This is a genomic window from Pseudomonas sp. Irchel 3H3, from assembly GCF_900187635.1.
Lineage (GTDB): Bacteria > Pseudomonadota > Gammaproteobacteria > Pseudomonadales > Pseudomonadaceae > Aquipseudomonas.
Map to the genome: position 1 here is coordinate 23,890 of NZ_FYEC01000007.1, position 21,878 is coordinate 45,767.

The window sequence follows — 21,878 nt, forward strand, 5'->3', positions numbered from 1 at the left end:
GGGCGTTTTTTATGCGGCGGTGCAGCGGGGTATTACTTACCCTGCCAGCGCTGCAGGACCAGGGTGGCGTTGGTGCCGCCGAAGCCGAAGCTGTTGCTCATCACGGTGTTGAAGGCTACGTCTTCACGGGTCTTGGTCAGGATTGGCATGTCGGCCACTTCCGGATCCAGCTCGTCGATGTTGGCCGAACCGGCCATGAAGTTGCCTTCCATCATCAGCATGCAGTAGATCGCTTCGTGAACGCCGGCGGCGCCCAGGGAGTGACCCGACAGGCTCTTGGTGGAGCTGATGGCCGGTGCCTTGGCGCCGAACACTTCACGCACACCTTTCATTTCCATGACGTCGCCGACCGGAGTCGAGGTGCCGTGGGTGTTCAGGTAGTCGATCGGTGCATCAACGGTGGACATCGCCATCTGCATGCAGCGGATGGCGCCTTCGCCGCTTGGTGCGACCATGTCGTAGCCGTCGGAGGTCGCGCCGTAGCCGACGATTTCCGCGTAGATCTTCGCGCCACGGGCCAGAGCGTGCTCCAGCTCCTCAACCACGACCATGCCGCCACCGCCGGCGATGACAAAACCGTCACGCTTGGCGTCGTAGGCACGGGAGGCTTTTTCCGGGGTTTCGTTGTACTGGCTGGACAGTGCGCCCATGGCGTCGAACAGGAACGATTGGCTCCAATGCTCTTCTTCACCGCCGCCGGCGAACACGATGTCCTGCTTGCCCATCTGGATCTGTTCCATGGCGGTACCGATGCAGTGAGCACTGGTGGCGCAGGCAGAAGCGATGGAGTAGTTCAGGCCCTTGATCTTGAACGGAGTGGCCAGGCACGCGGAAACGGTGCTGCTCATAGTCCGCGTCACGCGGTATGGGCCGACGCGCTTGACGCCTTTCTCGCGCAGGATATCCAGCGCTTCCATCTGGTTCAGGGTCGATGCGCCACCGGAGCCAGCGATCAGGCCGGTACGCGGGTTGGACACTTGCTCTTCGGTCAGGCCGGAGTCAGTGATGGCGTCTTTCATGGCCAGGTAGGCGTAAGCCGCCGCATGGCCGACGAAGCGATAGATCTTGCGATCGATCAGTTCTTCGAGGGGCAGGTCAATGGAGCCGGAAACCTGGCTACGCAGACCCATTTCGGCATATTCCGGGTTGAACCGGATGCCAGGGCGGCTTGCACGCAGGTTAGCGGAGACGGTCTCTTTGTCATTGCCCAGGCACGAAACGATGCCCAGACCAGTGATAACGACGCGGCGCATGCGGATAACCCTTAGAAGTTGTCAGTGGAGGTGAAAACGCCGACCCGAAGGCCTTCGGCGGTGTAGATCTCGCGGCCGTCAACGCTGACCGAACCATCGGCGATGGCCAGGTTCAGTTTGCCTTTGAGTACACGCTTGATCTGAATGTTGTAGGTGACTTTCTTGGCGGTCGGCAGGACCTGGCCAAAGAACTTCACTTCGCCCGAACCCAGGGCACGGCCGCGGCCTGGCAGGCCTTGCCAGCCGAGGAAGAAGCCGACCAGTTGCCACATGGCGTCGAGGCCCAGGCAGCCCGGCATCACCGGATCACCTTCGAAGTGGCAGGCGAAGAACCACAGGTCCGGAGTGATATCCAGCTCTGCGACCAATTCACCTTTGCCGTACTTGCCACCCTCTTCGCTGATATGGGTGATGCGATCCACCATCAACATGTTCGGGGCGGGCAGTTGCGCGTTACCTGGGCCGAACAGCTCACCGCGACTGCAGCGCAGCAGGTCTTCCCGAGTAAAGGCGTTTTGTTTGGTCATGCGAGCTCCTCAATAGTCCCATGCGGCAGGTGGGGCAAATCTTCCCGGCCGATCAAAGCATTCATGCCTTGAACCGGCAGCCTACTCATAGACTATTGCGTTGTGGTGAAAGTCACAGGACAAGGGACATGAATGTACACTTGTGCACTGAAATTATTATTCAAGCCCAAAATCGAGCCTGTCGAGGTGACTAAGACTGCCGCACTTTCGGTTTTCGCGCCAGTCGCAGATGCTCGATTAGGCGGTACTACTGCAGCCAACGCTGGAGAATTTGCTGCAGATCAGTACGTTTGAAAGGCTTGGCCAGGTAATCGTTCATTCCCGCCGCCAGGCAGGCCTCGCGGTCACCCTGCAAGGCGTTGGCCGTCAGGGCGATGATCGGTACTTCGCTGCAGCCGGGCAGTTGCCGGATCTGCCGCGTGGCTTCGTAGCCGTCGATGATCGGCAGCCGGCAATCCATCAGGATTGCCTCGAAAATCAGGCTTTCGGCGCTGCGTACCGCCTGCGCACCGTCGGTGGCGACGCTGACGGTGAAGCCCAGGCTGCGTAGCATGGCCTCGATCACGGTCTGGTTGACCGGGTTGTCCTCCACCAGCAACACATTGCGCCCTTCGCCATTGCCGCTCGGCACCCGCGCGGCAGGCGCCGGTGTGGGCAAGGTCTGGCGCGACAAGGCCAGGGGCATTTCCAGGGTAAAGACCGAGCCCTGGCCTTCCACGCTTTGCGCGCGCAGGGTGCCGCCCATGCGTTCGGCCAGGGTGCGGGCGATCGGCAGTCCCAGGCCAGTACCGCCATAACGCCTTGAAATCGAACTGTCGGCCTGCTGGAAGGCGTTGAACATCTGTTCCAGGTTGTCCGGGGAGATGCCGATGCCGCTGTCGCGCACCGTGCAGGTAAACCACAGCAGTTCGTGGTCCAGCGACTGCCACTGCGCCTGGATTGACACCTGGCCGTGCTCGGTGAATTTCAGGGCATTGCCGATCAGGTTGACCAGGATCTGCCGGATACGTGTCGGGTCGCCCTGCACGTTCAGGGCCGGCATGCCGTCGGCCAATTGCAGCTGCAGGTTCAGGCCGCGTTGCTGCGCACTGTGGGCGAACGCCTGGGCGCAACTGTTGATCAGGTCGGCGAGGTTGAACGGGATGTGCTCCAGTTCCAGGGGCGCTCGTTCGATGCGCGAAAAATCCAGAATATCGTTGATCACCTTGAGCAAATGCTCGGTGGACTCCGACGCCAATGCGGCGTACTCGACTTGCTCGTCGGTCATCTGGGTGGTTTCCAGAAGCTGCAACATGCCCAGCACGCCATTCATGGGGGTGCGCAGTTCGTGGCTCATCATCGCCAGGAAGTCGGATTTGGCGCTGTTGGCCTTTTCCGCCTCTTCACGGGTCTGGATCAGTTGCGCCATGGCCTGCTGCTGTTCACGGCTGGCGTGCTCCAGGCCATCGGCCAGGTTGTTGATATGCCGCGACAGGCTGCCCAATTCCGCATCGTCGACGATCGGCAGCGGGGTGCTGTAGTCGCCTTGTTGGATGGCCTTCACCGCGTTGCCCATGGCACTGATGGGTTCCGACAGGCTGGCGGCCAGGCGCCGGGCCAGGAGGAAGGTAAAGAGCAGGGCGAATAGCGCCAGGATGCCCGCCTTGAGGACGATCTCCTGTTGGCGCTGACTGAAGGCATCGTTGGACATGCCAACGATCACCCGCCCCAGATAGTCTTCAGTGATGCCGCTGGGCGGGGGCGCGGCCTGCAGGAAGTCGTCATTGAGCTGGATGCGTTGCAGGCGCACCGGTGCCTGGAATACCTCGATCTGCTGTGGCTGTCCGCGGGAAAGCGACGGTTGCTCGACGTACACCAGGACGTTGTTGGCACTGTCCTGGACCTGCAGGAAACGCACGTGAGGGGTGGCCAGCGTGGCCTTCATCAGGCTCTCGAGCACCTCCTTGTTGCCGGAAATCACCCCATATTCGGTGGCCGGGGCCAGTTGATTGGCCACCAGTTGGCCGGTGTGATTGAGTTCCTGGCGCAAGTCCTGGATGCGCACGAAGGTAAAGAAGCTGATCAGCAGCAGGGTCAGCAGCAGGGCCGGGCCGAGGCTGATGACCTGGGTGCGGGTATTGATGCCCCAGTGGCGGCGGAAGGTCATGGCCAGGTGTCTCCTTCGGCCAACTGGATAGCCACCGCCACGGGGTCGATCTGTTCAAGGCCCAGGGAGCGCGCGACTTGCGGGTTGGTGGCGACCTTGAAGCGCGTGGGGTAGAGGCTGCGTGGCCAACTAGCCGGCGGACGGTCGAGCAACTCGTCGAGGATCGCCAGCCAGTCACTCTGGTCGCTGTAGCTGCTGGCCAGGCTGCCGGCCTTGACGAACCCGGCATTCGGTCCGATCAGCGCCCGTTGCTGGCCATAGCTGCTGAGCAACAGGTTTTTTGCGGTTTTCGGGTTGTACAGCTCGGGGTCGTCGAGACCCAGCAGCACGTCGCTGTTTTTCAGTAGCGCTTGCAGGGGCCGGCTGTCACTGGTGTTGTCCCAGCGCTCGGCGACGACTTCTATGCCCAGGCGATGGGCGGCGCCGTGCAGCTCCTTGAGCAGGAACTCGCTGTCCTTGCCGAACAACACGCCAATGCGCCTGGCTTGCGGCAGCAGGCTACGGGTCAGGCGCAACTGGCGGCTGAGCGGTGGATCACTCCACAGCAGGCTCAGGTGCAGAGGACGGGTGTCGCCCACGCGTTGATTGGCTTGCAGGCGGCTGATCCGCAGCACCAGGGTGGGAGGGCCTTGATGGTCTTGCAGGCGCCAGTCGAGGCTGGCCAGGTCGAGCAGAATCAGGCGGGTGGTACAGGGGATGCGGGCGGGCGGCGGCAACTCGCGCAATGGCATGAAGCGCACAGTGTCTTTGGGCCGCTGCTGGGCCAGGGCCTGGGTAAAGGCCTGCACGCCGGGACTGTCTTCGGCCCCCGTCAGGAGGATATCGGCTGCCCGCACGGGGAGGGCGGCCAGGCAGCCGAGCAGCAGCAGCCCCAGGCAACGAAGCAGGTGGTTCAGCAGGCTGGTCGACATACGCGCAAGAACCATCTCAGAACACCAGCTCGGCGCTGAAGTACAGCACGTGGCGTGAGTCGTAGTAATTGTCGGCGAAGGTGTTGGGCTGATTGTCCAGGCGTTGTTGCAGGGTGCTGGCCAGCTCCAGGCTGGCCTTGCCCAGGGCGATGCGTTTGGCCAGGCGCGAGTCGAGCCGTTCGAAACGGTAGCCATTGAGGGCGTCGTCGCCGTAGTAGAACAGCGCGCTGTTCCAGCCGTTGCCCCAATCGCGCAGCCAGCCGGCGGAGCCACTGTTGCGCGCGGTCAGTTGCTGGTCCTGGGGGCTGCTGGCCTCGGCGTCGACATAGGCGTAGGTCAGGCGTAACCGGTCGACAGCACTCAGGCGCCAGTCGAGCTGGGTTTCCGTACCTTGAAAGCGAGCGGTGTTGGAATTGCTGGCAATGAACTGATTGTTGCGCAGCGACTCGCTGATCATCCCGGTGATCTCGTCGTGGAACAGCTTGACGTCGAGATTCAGGCCCAGCTGGGCGAAATAGCCGTTGTAGCCGAGTTCGCGCGAGCGCATGTGTTCCTGCTCGAGATCGCCGGGGCCGCGGGTCTTGACGAAATAACGGGCGTTGGGCCTGCCGTAGGCCGTGGGGTTGAGCCCGGTCACCCGATAGCTCCAATTGACGTTGTTCTCGAACATGTCGGGCGAGCGCACGGCTTCGGAGTACACCGCGCGCAGGCCATGGCGCGGGTTGATCAGGTAGTTGATCGCGAAGCGCGGGGTCAGCGAGTCACCGATCAAACGGGTTTTTTCGTACATTGCACCGCCCTGCAGTAGCCAGTGCTCGGTGGCACGCCACTCCAACTGGCCGAACAGGCGCGAGGTGGTGTCATCGAGGGTGCCATTGAAGTAGGTCTCGGAGTCGGCCCGGTCGTAACGATAGTTCAAGCCGCTGACCAGGCGCAGACTATCGGACAGGCTCAGGGTGTCCTGCAGTTCCAGGTCGTAGCGCGATTCCCGGGTGCTTTGGTCGATGTTGCCGCAGACGGTCCGGTTGGCGCCGCCTCGCCACTGCGCCAGGGCCTGGTTGGCCAGTGCCTCCTGCTCTGGCGTCGAGCTTGGGGCACCGCTGGCGGTGAAGCTGTCCATGTTGCGCGCCAGGCGCTCGGTGTAGTTCGGGTCCAGTTGCCAGAGCTCCGCCAGTTGCGGGCTGAACGATATTTCGGCATCACAGGCGCGCCAGGTTTGCTGGCGATCCCAGTGCTGCGCCGTGCCCTGGACATAGAGGCTGTGCTCGGGGTTCAGGTCGAGGTTCCAGCGCAGGGAGGTGGAATAATTCTTGGCGCTCACGTCGGAATTGTTTCCGGCGGCGGTAATCCCGGGGAATACCGGACGGTAGGTATAGGGCCGCTGATTGCTGCCGTCCTTGGCGTTGAGCTGCCAGTCGAGGCTGTGCTGTTCGTCGAGTGCCTGGCTGATGGCCAGGTTGACCCGGTCCAGGCGCCGGCTGTCGTGGTAGTCCGCACCCCGCTGGTCGGAGTCGAAGCCGTCGTCTTCCTGGCCCGACAACGACAGGCGCAGGTCGCCACTGCCCCAGCCGGTGCCGTGGCTGGCGTACCAGTCATTGATCCCGCGCTGGCCGCGGGTGACTTTGACCCGTGTGCCATGGCTGTTGGCCGGGGCGCGGGTAATGATGTTGACCACGGCCATCAGGGCATTGGCGCCGTAGCTGACGGTGTTGGGCCCGCGAAACACCTCGATGCGCTCAACGTCTTCCAGCGCTACCGCGATATCGCTCCAGTCCACCGTTGCCAGGCCGGCGCGGTACACCGAGCGCCCATCGATCAGTACTTGCATGCGCCGCGCCTGACTGGCATTGCTGCCGTGGTAGTTGACCACCGCCTGGTTGCCGTTGATGTTGCCCACCATCATCCCCGGTACCAGCCGCAACAGCTCGCTGATGTCCCGCGCGCCGCTGGCCTTGATCAGTTCGCTGTCGAGCACGCTCATGCTGCCCGGCACGGCGGCGGGCGACTGTTTGAGTCGGGTGGCGGTCAGCACTTGTGGCAGCGGCAGGTTTTCCAGGAACAGGTCATCGGCCAGCAAGGTGTCGCTGAACAGCAACGCCAGGGCCAGCGAAGAATGGAGGGGGGAGGGACCAGCAACCACGGAACAGCCTTGATACCGTTTGGATGGGGCGCATGTTAACCGAGCTGGTCGAGTTTTCCAGTCACGATGTCAGCGTTTTCCTTCGTTTTGTTGTCTAGCGTCCTACTGATGTCGGTAATTGTTCGGGGGGCTGGTCGATGCACGGCCGCCCCGTATAATGCTGTCATCGCCATTGCAATGGATTAATGGACTACATATGAATGAACAGCGCCCGATTGCGGTCCTGGGGGGCGGGAGTTTTGGTACCGCTGTGGCAAATCTGCTGGCTGAGAACGGTCATGCGGTTCGCCAATGGATGCGCGATCCCGAGCAGGCCGAGGCCATTCGAGTCAACCGCGAGAACCCACGCTACCTCAAAGGTATCAAGGTGCATCCGGCCGTGGAGCCGGTCACCGATCTGCAGGCCACCCTCGACGATTGTGATCTGAGTTTTGTCGCACTGCCGTCCAGCGCCCTGCGCTCGGTGCTGGCACCCCATGCCGAGCGCCTGAGTGGCAAGTTCCTGGTGAGCCTGACCAAAGGCATTGAGGCGCAAAGCTTCATGCTGATGAGTGAGATCCTCGAGGAAATCGCTCCGCAAGCGCGTATCGGGGTGCTCTCCGGGCCGAACCTGGCCCGTGAAGTCGCCGAACACGCCCTGACAGCCACGGTGGTGGCCAGTGAGGACGAAGAGGTGTGCCAGCGCGTACAAGCCGCGCTGCACGGCCGGACCTTCCGCGTCTACGCCAGTGCAGACCGTTTTGGGGTCGAGTTGGGTGGCGCGCTGAAAAACGTCTACGCGATCATCGCCGGCATGGCCGTGGCGCTGGGCATGGGGGAAAACACCAAGAGCATGTTGATCACCCGGGCGCTGGCGGAAATGACCCGTTTTGCGGTGAATCGTGGTGCCAACCCGATGACGTTCCTCGGTCTGGCCGGGGTCGGCGACTTGATTGTCACCTGCTCTTCACCCAAGAGCCGCAACTATCAGGTGGGTTTTGCCCTGGGCCAGGGCTTGAGCCTGGAGGATGCGGTGAACCGCCTGGGCGAGGTCGCCGAGGGCGTCAACACCCTCAAGGTGCTCAAGGCCAAGTCCCAGGAAGTCGGAGTCTATATGCCGTTGGTCGCCGGCCTGCACGCCATTCTGTTTGAAGGGCGCACGCTGGAGCAGGTGATTGAACTGCTGATGCGTGGCGAGCCGAAAACCGATGTCGATTTTATCTCCACCAGCGGTTTCAACTGAGCCCTCGATTGACGGGGGCAGGGAGCAAGACATGAACGAACCCAAAGTAGAAGCCAGGTACGAGTCGATCCTCCTGCGGGTGCTGTGGATGCTGGTGTTTGTGCTGGTGTGGCAGGTGGCGCAATTCATTCTCGGCGCCGTGGTGCTGGTGCAACTGGTCTACCGCCTGATTTATGGTGCCCCGAGTGCCGGGCTGATGAACTTCGGTGACAGCCTCAGCCAGTTCCTCGCGCAGATCGGCCGTTTCGGCAGCTTCCACAGCGACCAGAAACCCTGGCCGTTTGCCGACTGGCCAACCCCGCGCACCCCGGAAGGCGAGGCCCCGCACACAGTGGCGCCAGCACCACATCCGGTCCGTGATGAGGAGCCAAAACTATGAAAGTCTGGGTGTTGCGCCATGGTGAAGCACAGCCCTATGGTTCGCGTCCGGACTCGGAGCGGGCATTGACGCCCCATGGCTGCGAGGAAGCCTTGCGCAGTGCCGCCCGGTTGATCGGCGAGCCGCTGACCGCGATCTACGCCAGCCCCTATCTGCGTGCCCAGCAAACGGCACAACTGGTGCGCGAGGCCCTGGGTTTCGTGCCAGACATTCGCACCGTCGAATGGCTGACCCCCGACAGCCGCCCGCAAGCCGTGGCCGAGCAACTGGCCTCGGTGGACAACGTGCTGCTGGTCAGCCACAACCCGTTGGTGGGCAATCTGCTGGGGTTTTTGCAGCACGGTCATGTGCAGGAGCCTGTGGCAGTGCGCACGGCAGGCCTGGCGGAACTCGAAGGCGAGTGGCCGCTGGCCGGGCTGATGAAGCTCAACAGCCTCAAACACCCGTAATACCCCGGCGCTCAGGGGCGGGGTTTTTTGTTTGAAATAGACAACCAAGCAATCGCTTGGTTGGTCTACGCTTGCGGCGACACCGAACAAAAACAGGAGCGCATTCCATGCCCGCCGCTTTTCGTTTGCCGCTGCAAGTGTTCTACGAGCGTGAAGCCCGCCACCCGCGCCAGCGGTTCATGGTCCAGCCGACTGGGCGCGGCCAGGTCGAAACGCTGACCTGGGCCGATGTCGGTCACCAGGCTCGTTGCGCCGCGCACTGGCTGCGCGCCCGGGAGTTGCCCCAGGGCAGCCACATTGCCCTGATCTCGAAAAACTGTGCGCACTGGATCATCGCTGACCTGGCGATCTGGATGGCCGGGCATGTGTCGGTGCCGCTGTACCCCAACCTGACGGCCGAGTCGGTGGCCCAGGTGCTGGAGCACTCGCAGGCGGCCCTGGCATTCATCGGCAAGCTGGATGACTGGCCGGGCATGTCCAAGGGCGTCAGCGCCGACCTGCCCACCATCAGCCTGCCACTGTGCCCCGCGGCGACGTTTGACTACAGTTGGGCCGACCTGCAGCGCAGTTCACCGATCCAGGACAACCCGACGCCGGATGCCGACGAGTTGGCGACCATCATCTATACCTCCGGCACCACGGGCCTGCCCAAAGGGGTGATGCACAGCTTTGCCAACCTCGGCTTTGCCGCCACCCATGGCACCCAGTTGTTCAACCTCACTGAGTCGGATCGACTGTTGTCGTACCTGCCGCTGTGCCATGTCGCCGAACGCATGTTTGTCGAAATGGCATCGATTTATACCGGGCAAACAGTGTTTTTTGCCGAGAGCCTCGACACCTTCCTGGTTGATTTGCAGCGCGCCCGGCCCACGGCGTTGTTTGGCGTGCCGCGGATCTGGACCAAGTTCCAGATGGGGGTCTACAGCAAGATCCCGGCCCGACGCCTGGATTTTTTGCTGGGCCTGCCGATCATCGGCAAGCGGGTCGGGCACAAGGTGCTGGCCGGCCTGGGCCTGGATGCCTTGCGCATTGCCCTGTCCGGCGCTGCACCGGTGCCCTTGGCCTTGCTGCATTGGTACAAGCGCCTGGGACTGGATGTGCTGGAGGTCTACGGGATGACCGAAAGTTGCGGTTATTCGCATATCTCCCTGCCGGGCCAGCAACGCCCCGGCTGGATCGGCAAACCGTGCCCTGAGGTGCAAGTGCGCATCGACACAACGGGCGAGGTGCAGGTGCGCAGCGGCGCCACCATGCAGGGCTATTTCAAGGAGCCGCAGAAAACCGCCGAGACCATTACCGAAGATGGATTTCTGCGCACCGGCGACAAGGGCGAGCAGGACGCCGAGGGTTATTTGCGCCTGACCGGACGGCTCAAGGAAATCTTCAAGACCAGCAAGGGCAAGTACGTGGCCCCGGCACCGATCGAGAACCGCCTGGCGGTGCACTCGCGCATCGAGCAAGTGTGTGTGGTTGGCGACGGCCTGAGTGCGCCGTTGGGCCTGTGCGTGCTGTCGGCGGTGGGACTGCAGGATGCCGCCAGCGCGGCGCGAAATGCCCTGCATGCGAGCCTGGAAAGCCTGCTCGAAGAGGTCAATGGCGCCCTCGACAAACATGAGCGCCTACGCCAGTTGGTGGTGGTCAAGGACAGCTGGGCGGTGGAGAACGGCTTTCTGACCCCGACCCTGAAGATCAAGCGCAACGTGATCGAGGCCACCTACGGTGCGCGCTTCGAGGAATGGAGCGCGCGCAGCGAAGCGGTGCTGTGGCAGGATTGAGGCAAACAACAGCAATAAGGGACCAAGAGATGAGTCTGTGGCGTACTGCTCCAAACATTGAACAACTGAATGCGATTCAGAAAAACACCATTGGCGAAGTGCTGGATATTCGTTTTGAGTCGTTTGACGAGCAATCGCTGACCGCCAGCATGGTGATCGATCACCGCACCCATCAGCCCTACGGCTTGTTGCATGGCGGCGCCTCCGTGGTGCTGGCCGAGTCGGTTGGCTCGATGGCCAGTTACCTGTGCATCGATGCGAGCAAGTTCTATTGCGTTGGCCTGGAAATCAATGCCAACCACCTGCGAGGGCTGCGCAGCGGGCGGGTCACGGCGGTGGCCAGGCCGATCCACATCGGGCGTACCACCCACGTCTGGGACATTCGCCTGAGCAGCGATGAAGGCAAGGCCAGTTGCGTGTCGCGCCTGACCATGGCGGTGGTGCCGCTGGGTGAGGCACCTCCAGCACGCTGATCCGCTGCTGCTGGGGCGTGGGCGATCTACATAACCATGGCCTGACTGTCACCCTTCCTGGCAGTTACGGTCATTGCCCCGGACCTGGGTCTTGCGGACAATCAACCCTTGATTTTGTTTATGGATATGTCGTTATGCCGCAGCAGATTTTTTTCGCCCATGCCAATGGCTTTCCTTCAGGCACCTACGGCAAGTTGTTTGCCGCACTTGCGCCGGAGTATCAAGTCGCGCATCTGCAGCAGCACGCCCATGACCCACGGTTTCCGGCGGACGACAACTGGTTCAACCTGGTGGACGAGTTGATCCATCACCTGGAGCAGCAACCAGGCCCGGTGTGGGGGGTGGGGCATTCCTTCGGCGGCGTCCTGCACCTGCACGCCGCATTGCGTTGCCCGCAGTTGTACCGCGGGGTGGTGATGCTTGATTCGCCCGTGCTGACCCGTACCGATCAGTGGGTGATCCGCGCGGCCAAGCGTTTTGGTTTAATCGACCGCCTGACCCCCGCCGGCCGCACCCTGGGGCGCCGGGAAGAGTTTGCCGACCTCGAGGCAGCCCGGCATTACTTTGCCGGCAAGAGCCTGTTCCGCGGTTTCGACCCGGAGTGTTTCGACGCCTACCTGCAACATGGTTTGCACAAGGTCGGCGATCGTTTGCGGTTGCGTTTTGACCCGGCCACCGAGATCAGTATCTACCGGGGGGTGCCGCACACCAGTCCTGGTCGTACGCGTCAGTTGCAGGTGCCGCTGGCGGTGGTGCGTGGGCGGCAGAGCCGGGTGGTCATGCGTCATCACGCCAGCGCGGTGGCCCGCATGCCCCAGGGCGAGTCCCTGACTGTGCCCGGCGGCCACATGTTCCCCCTCGAACGGCCACAAGACACCGCCGGATTGCTCAAGGAGCTGTTCCAGCGCTGGGCCGGTCGCAGCGACCGGGAATGCGCGTGAGCAGCGTCACCGAGGTGCGCCTGAACCTGCCGCACATCGAATTGGCGGCCCACCTGTTCGGGCCTGAAGATGGCCTGCCAGTGATCGCTCTGCATGGCTGGCTCGACAACGCCAACAGCTTCGCCAGGCTGGCACCCCGGCTCAAGGGCTTGCGCGTGTTGGCCCTGGATATGGCCGGGCATGGTCATTCCGGGCATCGCCCCCTGGGGGCCGGTTATGCCCTGTGGGATTACGCCCACGACGTGCTGCACGTTGCCGAACAGATGGGCTGGCAACGGTTTGCCCTGCTTGGCCATTCCATGGGGGCGATTGTCTCGGTGGTGCTGGCGGGTGCCATTCCCGAGCGCGTGACGCACCTGGCGTTGATCGACGGGGTGATTCCCCCCACGGCGGAACATGACAATGCTGCCGAGCGCATGGGCATGGCGTTGCAGGCGCAACTGGACCTGCAAGGCAAGCGCAAACCGGTCTACAGCAGCATTGACCAGGCTGTGCAAGTGAGGATGAAAGGCCTGGTGGCGGTCAGTCGTGAAGCGGCTGAGTTGCTCGCCGAGCGCGGGCTGATGCCGGTGCCGGGCGGCTACACCTGGCGCACTGACAGTCGCCTGACACTGCCTTCACCCCTGCGCCTGTCCAGTGAGCAGGCGCTGTCCTTTGCCCGGCGCATCAGCTGTCCGGCGCACCTGGTAGTCGCGGCCGACGGCATGCTCGGCAAGCATCCCGAGTTGCTGGAGCGTCTACCCTTTAGCCACGAACAGCTGCCAGGCGGGCATCACTTGCACTTGAACGACGAGGAGGGGGCAACCCTTGTTGCAGACTGTTTCAATCGCTTTTTCGCCATTCCTTGACTTGCAGCGGGCAACTGTCGAGGCTGGGCGGGTTGAAATGGGAGACAACCATGATAGATCTCTACACCGCTGCGACCCCTAATGGCCACAAGGTCTCTATCGTGCTCGAGGAACTCGGCATGCCCTACACGGTGCATGCCCTGAGTTTCGACAAGAAGGAACAAAAGGCACCCGCGTTTCTCAAGATCAATCCCAATGGCCGGATTCCGGCGATTGTCGACCGCGCCAACGGCGATTTTGCCGTGTTCGAATCCGGCGCGATCCTGCTCTACCTCGCTGAACTGAGCGGGCAATTGCTGCCCACCGACCCACAAGGGCGTTCGCGGGTAATCCAGTGGTTGATGTTCCAGATGGGCGGCATCGGCCCGATGCAGGGCCAGGCGAATGTGTTTTTCCGCTACTTTGCGGAAAAACTGCAGGGCGCCATCGACCGTTACCAGCACGAAACCCGCCGCCTGTACGAGGTGCTCGACAGCCGTCTGGAAACCGTCGAATACCTCGCCGACACCTACAGCATTGCCGACATTGCGACCTATCCGTGGGTGCGTGGCCACGAGTGGTCCGGGGTCTCGGTTGATGGCTTGCCGGCCTTGCAGCGCTGGATGGCTGCCATGGCCGAGCGCCCGGCAGTGCAGCGCGGGTTGTTGGTGCCACAACGCATCGACGACGCCAGTGTCATCAAGGGCGCCCAGGCCATGCTGATCCGATGAGAGTCTCTTCAAGGTTGAAGCGCATGCGTTTTTTCAGTTTGTTCGTACTTGCCTGTTGCAGTTCGTTGGCGTCGGCTGCCGACGTGCCGGGCAGCCAGGATTTGCCGCTGGTGCCACGCATGGCCGATGCGCAAATCGTCGATTATCGTCCGCCCGCCGAGCTGGAGCGGATCTACCCCATGGGTGCGATCCGCAAGATCAGCGGCCAGTTGCGGTTTGACGGGCAAGTCACTGCGCGGGGCCAGATGACCTCGGTGACCTATGAGTTGCCACCGGAACATTCCGCCACCGCTGCCTTCACCGCAGCCCGCGAAGCCTTACAGAAGCAGGGCGCCGAGTTGTTGTTCTGGTGCCAGGCGCGTGATTGTGGCGAAAGCAGCCTGTGGGCCAACGAAGTCTTCGGCAACGCCAAGCTCTATGGTGCCGATAACGGCCAGGCCTATCTGCTGCTACGCCTGGCTGCACCCCAGGACAACTCATTGGTGGCGCTGTACAGCATCACGCGAGGCAATCGCCGGGCGTACCTGCATGTCGAGCAATTCGACGCCGGTGCCCCCTTGGGCGAACTGTTGCCTACCTCTGCCACGTTGTTACGGCAACTCAAGGACACAGGCACGCTGGACCTGCCACGCTTGACCGGGGAACCCCAGGCCTCGTGGGTGACGTTGCTGTCCCGTGGCCTGAACCTCGATACCACGTTGCGGGTCAGTGTTTCCGGGGCCCAGGCCGATGCCTGGCGTCAGGCGCTGGTGGCACAGGGCGTGCGCAGTGCGCGGTTGGACCTGGGTGAGGTGAAAGACCCTGGCCTGCATTTCGAACTCTTGCGTTAAGCTCTGTGCAAGCGAACGTGCCTTGGGCCGTTCGCTTGCACTTTTGTCGATTAACCCTGTTCGAGATTTTTCATGCTCAATAACGATCGCCTGTTGGTGCAGATCCTGCTCCTGGTGTTATTCGGTGCCAGTTTCTGGGTGATGGCGCCGTTCTGGTCGGCGCTGTTCTGGGGCGCGGTGCTGGCGTTCGCCAGTTGGCCGTTGATGCGCCTGCTGACCCGTTGGCTCAACGGTCGCGAATCCCTGGCCGCCGCCGTGCTGACCCTGGGCTGGATGGTGCTGGTGGCGGCGCCACTGGTATGGCTGGGTTTCAACCTGGCGGACCATGTGCGCGATGCCACGGTCTTCATCAAGGATGTCCAGGTCGATGGCCTGCCCGAAGCGCCCGTCTGGCTCGGCTCCATTCCCCTGGTCGGGGGACGGCTGGTGGGTATCTGGAACAGCGTCGACCAGCAGGGCGCGGCACTGATGGTGACGGTCAAACCCTATCTGGGGCAGGTTGGCAACTGGTTGCTGGCACGCAGTGCGCAGATCGGTGGCGGTATCCTGGAGCTGACACTGAGCATCGTCTTCGTGTTCTTTTTCTACCGCGATGGCCCGCGGCTGGCGGGTTTTGTCCACCGTCTGCTGGAACGCCTGATCGGCGAGCGGGCCGGTTACTACATCGAGTTGGTGGCCGGCACCGTGCAGCGGGTGGTCAACGGGGTCATTGGCACGGCGGCGGCACAGGCCGTGCTGGCCCTGATCGGTTTCCTGATCGCCGGTGTGCCGGGGGCGCTGGTGCTGGGCATCGTGACCTTCCTGCTCAGCCTGATTCCCATGGGCCCACCCCTGGTGTGGATTCCGGCTACGGCCTGGCTGGTGTGGAAGGGCGACTACGGGTTTGCGGTGTTCCTCGGTGTTTGGGGGATGTTCATCATCAGTGGCGTCGACAACGTGCTCAAACCCTACCTGATCAGCCGTGGCGGTAATCTGCCGTTGGTGATCGTCTTGCTCGGGGTCTTTGGCGGTTTGATTGCCTTCGGCTTTATCGGCCTGTTCATCGGCCCGACCTTGCTGGCGGTTGCCTATAGTCTGCTGATCGACTGGAGCAACAGCCAGGCACGGGTTGAAGACAAGCGCTGAAAGGGAGGGCGGGCTGACGCGGGTGGCAACGAGCGCGTCAGCTCTTTGAGGCTTTTTTTCAGTCATGGGCACCGTTGATGATGATTTACCGATCATCGGGTCCCGGACGGGCTCGCGTTCCGCTACAATGCGCGCCGATTTCGACTTGCCTGAGAGCCCACTCATGTCCGCCTGCCAGACTCCTATCATCGTCGCCCTGGATTTCCCTACCCGTGACGCCGCACTGAAGCTGGCTGACCAGTTGGACCCCAAGCTGTGCCGGGTCAAGGTCGGTAAAGAGCTGTTCACCAGTTGTGCTGCGGAAATCGTCGGAACCCTGCGCGACAAGGGTTTTGAAGTATTTCTCGACCTCAAGTTCCACGACATTCCCAACACCACCGCGATGGCCGTCAAGGCGGCAGCGGAGATGGGTGTGTGGATGGTCAACGTGCATTGCTCCGGTGGCTTGCGCATGATGGCGGCCTGCCGTGAAGTGCTCGACCAGCGTAGTGGTCCCAAGCCGCTGCTGATTGGCGTGACGGTGCTGACCAGCATGGAGCGTGAAGACCTGGCCGGGATCGGCCTGGACATCGAGCCGCAGGAGCAGGTCTTGCGTCTGGCGGCACTGGCGCAGAAAGCCGGGATGGATGGCCTGGTGTGTTCGGCGCTGGAAGCCCAGGCCTTGAAGGCGGCGCATCCGTCGCTGCAACTGGTGACCCCGGGGATTCGTCCGGCGGGCAGTGCGCAGGACGATCAGCGCCGGATCCTTACTCCGCGCCAGGCTCTGGATGCGGGTTCTGACTATCTGGTGATTGGTCGTCCGATCAGTCAGGCGGCTGATCCAGCCAAGGCGTTGGCTGCGGTTGTGGCTGAGTTGGCTTTGTAGGGGGGGGTGCGCATTTCTCTTCTGTGGGAGCGAGCTTGCTCGCGATAGCGGCCTGCGCCACACCGTAGATCTCGGCAATACCCCAATCCCCTGCAGCTGCCGAGCCCACGAGGCTGCGTTCGAGGACGCAGTCCACGCCCCGGCTATCTCAAGATCAAGAGCTGCAGGCGAGCCAACGCTCGGCCTGTTGAGTGGTGGTGGCTTCTGTAGGGGCTGGCTTGCCGGTGAGGGTGCGACAAGCCAGCAGTGCTGGCTTGGGTTAAACCTTCAACACCAGTTTCCCGAAGTTTTCGCCGCTGAACAATTTCATCAGGGTTTCCGGGAACGTCTCCAGTCCGTCAACGATATCCTCCTTGCTCTTGAGCTGACCCTTGGCCATCCAGCCGGCCATTTCCTGCCCGGCGGCCGCGAATTGTGCGGCGTAGTCCATCACCACGAATCCTTCCATGCGTGCCCGGTTGACCAGCAGCGAGAGGTAGTTGGCCGGCCCCTTGATTGCTTCCTTGTTGTTGTACTGGCTGATGGCGCCGCAGATGATCACGCGGGCCTTGACGTTCAGGCGGCTCAGTACAGCGTCGAGGATGTCGCCGCCGACGTTGTCGAAGTACACGTCCACGCCTTTCGGGCATTCGCGCTTGAGACCGGCCACCACGTCCTCACTCTTGTAGTCGATGGCCCCGTCGAAACCCAGTTCGTCAATCAGGAACCGGCACTTGTCGGCCCCCCCGGCAATGCCCACCACGCGGCAACCTTTGAGTTTGGCAATCTGCCCGGCGATGCTGCCGACCGCTCCGGCGGCGCCAGACAGCACCACGGTTTCACCGGCCTTGGGTGCGCCGACGTCCAGCAGCGCGAAATAAGCGGTCATGCCGGTCATGCCCAGCGCTGACAGGTAACGTGGCAGTGGCGCCAGTTTCGGATCGACCTTGTAGAAACCGCGCGGCTCACCGAGGAAGTAGTCCTGCACCCCTAGTGCGCCGTTGACGTAATCGCCCACGGTAAACCCGGGGTTGTTGGAGGCAATGACCTGGCCCACGCCCAAGGCACGCATGACTTCGCCAATGCCCACTGGCGCGATGTAGGACTTGCCTTCGTTCATCCAGCCGCGCATGGCCGGGTCCAGCGACAGGTACTCGTTCTTGACCAGGATCTGGCCCGCCGCCGGTTCGCCCACCGGTACTTGCTGATAGGTAAAGGTTTCGCGGTTTGCCGCCCCCACCGGGCGTTTGGCGAGCAGGAATTGGCGGTTGGTCTGGGCAGTCATGGCGGGTACTCAAGGGTGAAGGAAGTCTGATTGATAGACCCTCATGGCCGATGTCGCAAGGTTTGCTGATCCAGCGAATACGGCTCGATCCAACGCAGTGATAGTTCGGTGGGCCTATTCATCACTGCTACTCATGAGCGATCAACCGGCCTTCTGATAGTGCTGACGTGCGACAGGGCCGGGTGGCTAGACTGGCAAAACGCGTTCACTCCCATTTTTCGAGGACACAACAATGAGCATGACGTTTTCTGGCCGGGTAGCGTTGGTGACCGGTGCGGCCGCCGGTATCGGCCGTGCGACTGCCCAGGCATTTGCCGCCGAAGGCTTGCAAGTGGTGGTGGCGGATCTCGATGTGGCGGGGGGAGAGGGCACGGTCGAACTGATTCGTGCGGCCGGTGGCGAGGCAGTGTTTGTGCGTTGCAACGTGACCCAGGAAAGCGACGTGCAAAACCTGATGGCGCAAGCCGTGAGTACTTATGGCCGAATTGATTACGCCTTCAACAACGCCGGGATCGAGATCGAAAAGGGCAAGCTGGCCGAGGGCACGCTCGATGAGTTCGACGCGATCATGGGGGTCAATGTCAAAGGTGTCTGGCTGTGCATGAAACATCAACTGCCTTTGATGCTGGCCCAGGGCGGTGGCGCCATCGTCAATACCGCCTCGGTGGCCGGCCTGGGGGCGGCACCTAAGATGAGCATCTACGCTGCGTCCAAGCACGCGGTGATCGGCCTGACCAAGTCGGCCGCCATCGAATATGCGAAGAAAAAGATCCGGGTCAATGCGGTGTGTCCTGCGGTGATTGATACCGACATGTTCCGTCGGGCCTACGAGGCCGATCCGAAAAAGGCCGACTTCGCTGCCGCCATGCACCCGGTGGGACGTATAGGCAAGGTGGAAGAAATTGCCAGTGCGGTGCTGTACCTGTGCAGCGATGGCGCGGCGTTTACCACAGGCCATTCGTTGGCCGTGGATGGTGGGGTGACGGCTTTTTGATGGACTGAGGAAAGCCGAGTTTTCTGCAGTGCAACCACTGGAACTTATGTAAGAGCAAGCCCGCATTCCTGTGGGCTTTTTTGTGTCTTTGGTGAATGTGTTTCAAGGGGTTAGGGCGAGGGGGTTTTGACCGGGTGCCGCGTCAAGCGGACAGGCAGGCTGTGCTTAACTGATCGAGGAAATAATCTAAAACATTTGGAGCTGATTTCTCATGGAATTGAGAATCGATCGTCAGGCGCTGGTCCCCGTCGTGCAGCAGGTGGTTGATGCGCTTGCCGGCAGAATTCGCCAGGGTGCCATCGAGCCTGGCACGCGTTTACCCTCTGTTCGCCAACTGGCCCGGGACAACCTGCTCAGCCAATCCTGCGTGATAGAAGCCTACGAGCGCATGGTGGCGCAGGGCGTGCTTGCATCGCGTCATGGTTCAAGCTATTTCGTTGTCACGCCGCTGCTCCCGTGCAGCTCTGAAGAAGTGCTCGCTGCCGGGGCAAGCCCGTTGCCCCTGGGATGTGCCGGCATGCCGCAAAGCTGGCGCGAAAGCGATGACCTCGGGTATGCGATCCGGCAGATGTCACGCACCGATATGCAGGGGTTGTTCAGCTACAGCTCGGTGTATGGCTTGCCGGCCCTGCGCCTGCAGATTCTCAAGCGCCTGAAACAGATTTCGATCGTCGCCGAGCAGTCCCAGGTGCTCACCACTGCCGGCGCCACCCATGGGCTGGACCTGATCATCCGCACCCTGCTCAAACCCGGTGATTGTGTGGTGGTGGAAACGCCCGGTCATTCGAACCTGTTCGAGCAATTGCGGTTGTCAGGTGTGCGGATGCTCGAGGTGCCGCGTACCCCGCGTGGGCCGGACATCCAGGTGCTTGAGTCGCTCTTGGCAGTCCATCAGCCGCGCGCACTGTTCATCAACAGCCAGTTTCACAATCCTACCGGCAGTTGCCTGGTCCTCGCTGTGGCGCAACGCCTGCTGGAGCTGGCCGCTCAATATGGGCTGTGCATTGTCGAAGATGACGTCTATGGCGATTTTCACGGGCGCAGTGCGACTCGTCTGGCCGCGCTGGATAACGCTGGCTGTGTGATCTACCTCGGCAGTTTTTCCAAGACCCTCAGCAGCTCGCTGCGGGTCGGCTATGTCGTGGCCAATCAGGCTCTGGTGGCGCGCCTGGCGCAGGTCAAGCGGATCACCAGTCTGGGCGTCTCCTGTTTCAGTGAAGCGGTGCTCCATACCCTTCTGGCCAACGGGGCATATCGCAAGCTGGTGCAGCGCCAGCGGCTGCGTTTGAAGCGCGAGCTGAACGCGTCACTGCAGGTGCTGGAGGACGCGGACTGGGAAGTCTTTGGCAGACCTTCGGGGGGGCTGTATATCTGGGCCAGGCCCAGGGCTTGTGCAGCGAAACACGTACGCGCCCTCGCGCAGCGACACGGTATTGCCCTGGCTGGCAGCGCTGAATTCAGCCCCAGCGGCGAGGCCGGCGATTGGTTGCGCATCAATGTGGCCTATGCCGGCGACTCACAAGCATTGGCGTTCTTTCAGGCCTGCGCATTGGAGGATCGACCTCAAGCGTTCTGAAAGCGACGCATACATAGCTTTTTGCCATGATTGCGGCAGCCGAGACTTGTGCTTGAGGGGCCCCGGTTGCGACCCTGCCGGGAGAGAAAATGGCCCCCATTGCCATTGGCCACTGGAAGAAGGTGACGAGCAATGATTTCAGGCGCGCAAGGATATTTCGCCAACCTCGGCATGGCGAAAAAACTGGGACTGGGTTTTATCCTGGTGTTGCTGTTGACTGCCCTGGTAGCGGCTATCGGGGTCTGGTCGCTGCACACCATCAGCCAGCGTTTCGACGGGCTCAAGCAAATGTCGGCGCTCAACAGTGGCCTGCTCAAGGTGCGTCTGCTGGAGCAGGAGTATGCCTTGCACGCCGATGACAAAACCGCCGAGGCCTTGCGCCAGGGCCTTGACGGCTTGCTCAACCTGACCGCCGAGCTCAAGGCGCGGTCGGCGGTCAATGCCCCGGTGATGAATGAGGTCGAGCATTCCCTGGGCGCCTATCGCAAGGCCTTCGATGAATTTGTCGAGCTGACTTCGGCCAAGGACCTGGCGCTGGAAATGGCCAGTTGGTCGGTCGCAAGCGTGGCCAACAACCTGGATGTATTGCAGGCGGGGCTGGCTGACGATGGCGCCTACATACTCAAGGAGTCGGCCGGCAAGGAGGGTGGTGAATTTATCGAGCAAGCCAGCCAGGTCAGTCAGGTCTCGAAGTTGATGCTGCAGGCAATGAACGAGGCGCGGGTCCGCCTGGACCAGAGCCGCAAGGCCACCACGCAGGATAGCGAGCAGGGCAAGATCGAGCAGGCTGACCAGGCGTTGAGCCAGGCGCAAGCGCTGATGCAGGTGGTCAAGGATGGCGGTTACCAGACTGTACTCGGCGAGGTGGCCGGGCACATCGCCAGTTTCACCGAAAAACTGGCGGAGTACACCGAACTCCTGGCTCGCGAACAACAGGTGTATCAACAGTTACATGCACGTGCTGGCGAAGTGGTGCAGCGGGTCGATCAGGCTTACGCCGCACAAGACCAGGCGATGCAGGCAGAGTTGCAGCAAAACTCGCTGCTGATCATTGTGTCGTCGGCCTTGGCCTTGGTGGTCGGACTGATCGCCGCCTGGCTGATCACCCGACTGATCGTTAGCCCTTTGCGCAGCGTAATCCGACTGGCCGAGCAAATTGCCGCTGGCGACTTGAGTGCCAGTGTAGTGGTGACCCGGCGTGATGAAATCGGCCAGCTGATGCAGGCCATGCAGCAGATGGGCGCGGGATTGAGCCGGATCGTCAGTGGCCTGCAGGCGGGCATCGAGCAACTGGCCAGCTCCGCGCAGTCGCTGTCGGCAGGGACCGAGCAGACCAATCTTGAAGTCAGCAGCCAGAAAGAAGAAACCGACCAAGTTGCCACCGCCATGAATCAGATGACGGCCACGGTGCACGACGTGGCGCGCAATGCCGAGGAAGCGGCGCAGGCTG

19 protein-coding genes and 1 pseudogene are annotated in these 21,878 nt (G+C 62.1%); 14 read left to right on the top strand and 6 right to left on the bottom strand.

Going from position 1 to position 21,878, the window contains the following annotated elements; genetic code table 11:
* Nucleotides 1-32: 32 nt before the first annotated feature.
* From fabB to CKW24_RS10170, 5 genes are all read right to left on the bottom strand, one after another.
* Nucleotides 33-1,253 carry a beta-ketoacyl-ACP synthase I gene (gene fabB, locus CKW24_RS10150; RefSeq protein ID WP_095167556.1) on the bottom strand — a complete coding sequence of 407 codons (1,221 nt, stop codon included), beginning with the start codon at nucleotides 1,251-1,253 and terminating at the stop codon, nucleotides 33-35.
* A gap of 11 nt (nucleotides 1,254-1,264) precedes the next feature.
* Nucleotides 1,265-1,780, bottom strand: a complete 516-nt coding sequence (fabA, locus tag CKW24_RS10155) for a 3-hydroxyacyl-[acyl-carrier-protein] dehydratase FabA (protein ID WP_010211704.1) — start codon at nucleotides 1,778-1,780, stop codon at nucleotides 1,265-1,267.
* A gap of 247 nt (nucleotides 1,781-2,027) precedes the next feature.
* Nucleotides 2,028-3,926, bottom strand: a complete 1,899-nt coding sequence (locus CKW24_RS10160; protein WP_095167558.1) for an ATP-binding protein — start codon at nucleotides 3,924-3,926, stop codon at nucleotides 2,028-2,030.
* Complete coding sequence (locus CKW24_RS10165) at nucleotides 3,923-4,852, bottom strand: ABC transporter substrate-binding protein (protein ID WP_256585445.1); 930 nt, start codon at nucleotides 4,850-4,852, stop codon at nucleotides 3,923-3,925. Before CKW24_RS10165 ends, CKW24_RS10160 begins: the two co-directional genes overlap by 4 nt.
* Nucleotide 4,853: 1 nt before the next feature.
* Nucleotides 4,854-6,977 (bottom strand): TonB-dependent siderophore receptor, encoded by a 2,124-nt coding sequence (locus tag CKW24_RS10170; protein WP_095167559.1) that lies wholly within the window; start codon nucleotides 6,975-6,977, stop codon nucleotides 4,854-4,856.
* Between the two features lie 196 nt (nucleotides 6,978-7,173).
* Between CKW24_RS10170 and CKW24_RS10175 the strand changes: the two genes are divergently transcribed.
* The 11 genes from CKW24_RS10175 to pyrF all read left to right on the top strand — a co-directional run bounded on the left by CKW24_RS10175 (nucleotide 7,174) and on the right by pyrF (nucleotide 16,594).
* Nucleotides 7,174-8,199, top strand: coding sequence for an NAD(P)H-dependent glycerol-3-phosphate dehydrogenase (locus tag CKW24_RS10175; RefSeq protein WP_095167561.1), 1,026 nt, complete (start codon nucleotides 7,174-7,176; stop codon nucleotides 8,197-8,199).
* A gap of 31 nt (nucleotides 8,200-8,230) precedes the next feature.
* A complete protein-coding gene (locus CKW24_RS10180) occupies nucleotides 8,231-8,578 on the top strand; it encodes a DUF4389 domain-containing protein (protein WP_095167563.1) in 348 nt (115 codons plus the stop codon).
* Nucleotides 8,575-9,027 carry a phosphohistidine phosphatase SixA gene (gene sixA / locus CKW24_RS10185; RefSeq protein ID WP_095167564.1) on the top strand — a complete coding sequence of 151 codons (453 nt, stop codon included), beginning with the start codon at nucleotides 8,575-8,577 and terminating at the stop codon, nucleotides 9,025-9,027. The genes CKW24_RS10180 and sixA overlap by 4 nt, the downstream gene beginning before the upstream one ends.
* 107 nt (nucleotides 9,028-9,134) lie before the next feature.
* A complete protein-coding gene (locus CKW24_RS10190; protein ID WP_095167565.1) occupies nucleotides 9,135-10,802 on the top strand; it encodes an AMP-binding protein in 1,668 nt (555 codons plus the stop codon).
* Nucleotides 10,803-10,831: 29 nt separating this feature from the next.
* Nucleotides 10,832-11,275, top strand: coding sequence for a hotdog fold thioesterase (locus CKW24_RS10195; protein WP_095167567.1), 444 nt, complete (start codon nucleotides 10,832-10,834; stop codon nucleotides 11,273-11,275).
* Between the two features lie 134 nt (nucleotides 11,276-11,409).
* Nucleotides 11,410-12,216: an alpha/beta fold hydrolase gene (locus tag CKW24_RS10200; RefSeq protein ID WP_095167569.1), complete on the top strand. Its 807-nt coding sequence runs from the start codon at nucleotides 11,410-11,412 to the stop codon at nucleotides 12,214-12,216.
* A complete protein-coding gene (locus CKW24_RS10205; protein ID WP_095167570.1) occupies nucleotides 12,207-13,064 on the top strand; it encodes an alpha/beta hydrolase in 858 nt (285 codons plus the stop codon). Before CKW24_RS10200 ends, CKW24_RS10205 begins: the two co-directional genes overlap by 10 nt.
* 50 nt (nucleotides 13,065-13,114) lie before the next feature.
* Nucleotides 13,115-13,774, top strand: a complete 660-nt coding sequence (locus CKW24_RS10210; RefSeq protein ID WP_095167572.1) for a glutathione S-transferase family protein — start codon at nucleotides 13,115-13,117, stop codon at nucleotides 13,772-13,774.
* A 23-nt stretch (nucleotides 13,775-13,797) separates the two neighbouring features.
* The gene (locus CKW24_RS10215; protein ID WP_095167574.1) at nucleotides 13,798-14,604 is read left to right on the top strand and encodes a DUF4892 domain-containing protein; all 807 of its coding nucleotides are present in this window, start codon (nucleotides 13,798-13,800) and stop codon (nucleotides 14,602-14,604) included.
* 72 nt (nucleotides 14,605-14,676) lie between these two features.
* Nucleotides 14,677-15,729: an AI-2E family transporter gene (locus CKW24_RS10220; protein WP_095167576.1), complete on the top strand. Its 1,053-nt coding sequence runs from the start codon at nucleotides 14,677-14,679 to the stop codon at nucleotides 15,727-15,729.
* A 163-nt stretch (nucleotides 15,730-15,892) separates the two neighbouring features.
* Nucleotides 15,893-16,594, top strand: coding sequence for an orotidine-5'-phosphate decarboxylase (gene pyrF / locus CKW24_RS10225; protein WP_162530196.1), 702 nt, complete (start codon nucleotides 15,893-15,895; stop codon nucleotides 16,592-16,594).
* A 259-nt stretch (nucleotides 16,595-16,853) separates the two neighbouring features.
* Here the strand turns inward: pyrF and CKW24_RS10230 are convergent, their stop codons facing one another.
* Nucleotides 16,854-17,858, bottom strand: coding sequence for an NADP-dependent oxidoreductase (locus tag CKW24_RS10230; protein WP_095167578.1), 1,005 nt, complete (start codon nucleotides 17,856-17,858; stop codon nucleotides 16,854-16,856).
* 232 nt (nucleotides 17,859-18,090) lie between these two features.
* On the opposite strand from CKW24_RS10230, the gene CKW24_RS10235 reads away from it, so the two are divergent.
* The 3 genes and pseudogenes from CKW24_RS10235 to CKW24_RS28620 all read left to right on the top strand — a co-directional run.
* Nucleotides 18,091-18,852: an SDR family oxidoreductase gene (locus CKW24_RS10235; protein ID WP_095167580.1), complete on the top strand. Its 762-nt coding sequence runs from the start codon at nucleotides 18,091-18,093 to the stop codon at nucleotides 18,850-18,852.
* Nucleotides 18,853-19,063: 211 nt separating this feature from the next.
* The gene (locus CKW24_RS10240; RefSeq protein ID WP_095167582.1) at nucleotides 19,064-20,428 is read left to right on the top strand and encodes a PLP-dependent aminotransferase family protein; all 1,365 of its coding nucleotides are present in this window, start codon (nucleotides 19,064-19,066) and stop codon (nucleotides 20,426-20,428) included.
* Between the two features lie 1,014 nt (nucleotides 20,429-21,442).
* Nucleotides 21,443-21,829 (top strand): annotated as a pseudogene (locus CKW24_RS28620) (HAMP domain-containing protein); the annotation flags it as partial.
* Nucleotides 21,830-21,878 lie beyond the last annotated feature (49 nt).

What these genes read in the sequence shown, in the direction of transcription:
- fabB (WP_095167556.1), bottom strand. Translation starts at nt 1,253, where the DNA reads ATGCGCCGCGTCGTTATCACTGGTCTGGGCATCGTTTCGTGCCTGGGC.
- fabA (WP_010211704.1), bottom strand. Translation starts at nt 1,780, where the DNA reads ATGACCAAACAAAACGCCTTTACTCGGGAAGACCTGCTGCGCTGCAGT.
- CKW24_RS10160 (WP_095167558.1), bottom strand. Translation starts at nt 3,926, where the DNA reads ATGACCTTCCGCCGCCACTGGGGCATCAATACCCGCACCCAGGTCATC.
- CKW24_RS10165 (WP_256585445.1), bottom strand. Translation starts at nt 4,852, where the DNA reads ATGGTTCTTGCGCGTATGTCGACCAGCCTGCTGAACCACCTGCTTCGT.
- CKW24_RS10175 (WP_095167561.1), top strand. Translation starts at nt 7,174, where the DNA reads ATGAATGAACAGCGCCCGATTGCGGTCCTGGGGGGCGGGAGTTTTGGT.
- CKW24_RS10180 (WP_095167563.1), top strand. Translation starts at nt 8,231, where the DNA reads ATGAACGAACCCAAAGTAGAAGCCAGGTACGAGTCGATCCTCCTGCGG.
- sixA (WP_095167564.1), top strand. Translation starts at nt 8,575, where the DNA reads ATGAAAGTCTGGGTGTTGCGCCATGGTGAAGCACAGCCCTATGGTTCG.
- CKW24_RS10190 (WP_095167565.1), top strand. Translation starts at nt 9,135, where the DNA reads ATGCCCGCCGCTTTTCGTTTGCCGCTGCAAGTGTTCTACGAGCGTGAA.
- CKW24_RS10195 (WP_095167567.1), top strand. Translation starts at nt 10,832, where the DNA reads ATGAGTCTGTGGCGTACTGCTCCAAACATTGAACAACTGAATGCGATT.
- CKW24_RS10200 (WP_095167569.1), top strand. Translation starts at nt 11,410, where the DNA reads ATGCCGCAGCAGATTTTTTTCGCCCATGCCAATGGCTTTCCTTCAGGC.
- CKW24_RS10205 (WP_095167570.1), top strand. Translation starts at nt 12,207, where the DNA reads ATGCGCGTGAGCAGCGTCACCGAGGTGCGCCTGAACCTGCCGCACATC.
- CKW24_RS10210 (WP_095167572.1), top strand. Translation starts at nt 13,115, where the DNA reads ATGATAGATCTCTACACCGCTGCGACCCCTAATGGCCACAAGGTCTCT.
- CKW24_RS10215 (WP_095167574.1), top strand. Translation starts at nt 13,798, where the DNA reads ATGCGTTTTTTCAGTTTGTTCGTACTTGCCTGTTGCAGTTCGTTGGCG.
- CKW24_RS10220 (WP_095167576.1), top strand. Translation starts at nt 14,677, where the DNA reads ATGCTCAATAACGATCGCCTGTTGGTGCAGATCCTGCTCCTGGTGTTA.
- pyrF (WP_162530196.1), top strand. Translation starts at nt 15,893, where the DNA reads ATGTCCGCCTGCCAGACTCCTATCATCGTCGCCCTGGATTTCCCTACC.
- CKW24_RS10230 (WP_095167578.1), bottom strand. Translation starts at nt 17,858, where the DNA reads ATGACTGCCCAGACCAACCGCCAATTCCTGCTCGCCAAACGCCCGGTG.
- CKW24_RS10235 (WP_095167580.1), top strand. Translation starts at nt 18,091, where the DNA reads ATGAGCATGACGTTTTCTGGCCGGGTAGCGTTGGTGACCGGTGCGGCC.
- CKW24_RS10240 (WP_095167582.1), top strand. Translation starts at nt 19,064, where the DNA reads ATGGAATTGAGAATCGATCGTCAGGCGCTGGTCCCCGTCGTGCAGCAG.